Below are 1,824 nucleotides of genomic sequence, written 5' to 3'. Positions count from 1 at the left end.
TCAAGGCGACGCACTTGGCGACTATCAGTAAGGATATCCATACCGACAGTCAGCTACAGACCGGATGAACTCGCAAGACGGCCGTCCTCGGACGAGTACTGATCAAGTCACGTTCATCAATTTCAACTATGATAGGGCGATTGAGCAATTCATTTACTGGGCTCTCCAGGAGCGCGCATCCGCTTCGGCAGAAGAAGCAAAGGGGATGGTTGCAAAGCTGAACATGCTGAGACCATACGGCTCAATCGGTGAATTCTCTCCCAACTACGGCGACTCACTTTCCTTCGGCGCAACAGGGTATTTTGATCCATTTTCCCGGTTAGGAAATCTGGGCACTTACACCGACCAAAAGCCGATGCATGACTCGGCTGCGATGGTCGCTGCAATTGCCGACGCCAAGTTGATCATTTTTTTGGGCTTCGGCTATCATCCTTCGAACGTGGACGTCATCAAGGGAGGCGGCGGCAACACTCGCGCCGAGGTGATTGGATCAGTCTTAGGAATCCACCTTTCCAACTATTCAGTGATCACCAACCAGATCGCCAAAAACCTGAACAAAAGTGTTGACGGCGTTGAACTGGTCTCAATGAGAGCTGCGGAACTGCTGCAAGAGTTTCGCCCACGGATACTAAGGCTGCTTCAGTAGATTGAGAGCGTCACGTCCTGGTGATCGGATGACAAGCGAGCCAGTTGCTGTCTAGGTTTATTGGACCGTCAACCCTCTGTACCACTCCTCAAGCGCGATCTTCGCGGCCCCATAGCGTTCAAAGTCCTGGATCGTGTATCGCGCTTCTCCGGGCCGCCGATAGCCACGCCGTTCGGACTGAGGCTGCACCCGAGCTGCGTGGTCGTTCCGGGCATGATCGAGCCGGTGCACGACTAACGGCCCATTGCCACCGTTGAATGCTCCCTGGTCGCCAGCTGGGTCGGCTGCTGCGAGGACTGTTCGTCGGGCATAAGCAGGCCCATCCGCACGGCTTCAGGTCTCGATACCGAATGGCCCATGGCAGTATCGAACGATTGGCGGGGTGCGAACAGGGACGCAACCGAAGCAGCTGATGGGGGCGGGCAAAAGCCGCTCTGATCTCGGACCATGTAAGCCGTGTATGCGGCCCCGCAGACGGCGGTTACAATTGCGACCGCAGCAAGATCTCGGTTCCTCATGGGCGATGCTCCACATCGCCCCCCAATCCAGACAATAGCATTCGGCGGGCCGGACAGCCGAGCTATCGCCAAATTTTGGTGACGGCCGGGCCGGTCAGGCGGCGGCGGTTATGGGCTGACGGTCGGTCGGCTTGGCGATGACCTCGATCCCGTCGTTGAATGTCACACCAAGAACGAGTTTTGGCAACTGGTGGTGGCCATCGAGACGGCGCCAGCTTTTCTGCGCGCCCTCGACGAGTTTGAAGACCATGGCGAGCGCGGTCCCGTTCGACAGACAACTCTTCGACCGGATGGTGCGGTGGCGCACGGTGGCGAAGGTGCTTTCGATGGGGTTGGTAACCGGTATGAGATGTCTCGGTGCCAACGTTCCGCTGCGGTTTTCTACATCGTGGCGTATGGTGCGACCATCGGGACAGAGGCACCGGGAGCACGATGTGCGGGCAGGCCGATGCATACGATGAGCTGAGAGCTCGAGTTAGTAGCTGGCCGCCTCTGCGACTCGCCCGGTTGCGCTGGGAGCGCGAATCCGTAGTTGTCGTGTCGCCCGCAGCTCCCGTCATATGTTCAGGCAGGAGGTGCAAATGCGACGGGTGATTGGCATCGACGTCCACCGAACTTTCGGGGAGGTGGTGTTTTGGGAAGACGGCAGGCTCCGACATG

At 58.1% G+C, this 1,824-nt stretch carries 1 protein-coding gene and 1 pseudogene; one reads left to right on the top strand and one right to left on the bottom strand.

The annotated features are described in order from the left end of the window. Nucleotides 1-64: 64 nt before the first annotated feature. On the top strand, nucleotides 65-646 hold the full coding sequence (locus IVA82_RS31870) for a hypothetical protein (protein ID WP_247383681.1): 582 nt from the start codon (nucleotides 65-67) through the stop codon (nucleotides 644-646). A gap of 612 nt (nucleotides 647-1,258) precedes the next feature. On the opposite strand, the pseudogene IVA82_RS31865 reads toward IVA82_RS31870, so the two are convergent. After that, a pseudogene (locus IVA82_RS31865) lies at nucleotides 1,259-1,501 on the bottom strand (IS256 family transposase); the annotation flags it as partial. Nucleotides 1,502-1,824: the final 323 nt, after the last annotated feature.

This window comes from Bradyrhizobium sp. 142, assembly GCF_023074015.1.
GTDB lineage: Bacteria > Pseudomonadota > Alphaproteobacteria > Rhizobiales > Xanthobacteraceae > Bradyrhizobium.
The sequence above is the reverse complement of the archived record's forward strand: the minus strand, read 5'-3'. Positions and strand labels throughout refer to the sequence as shown.

What these genes read in the sequence shown, in the direction of transcription:
- IVA82_RS31870 (WP_247383681.1), top strand. Translation starts at nt 65, where the DNA reads ATGAACTCGCAAGACGGCCGTCCTCGGACGAGTACTGATCAAGTCACG.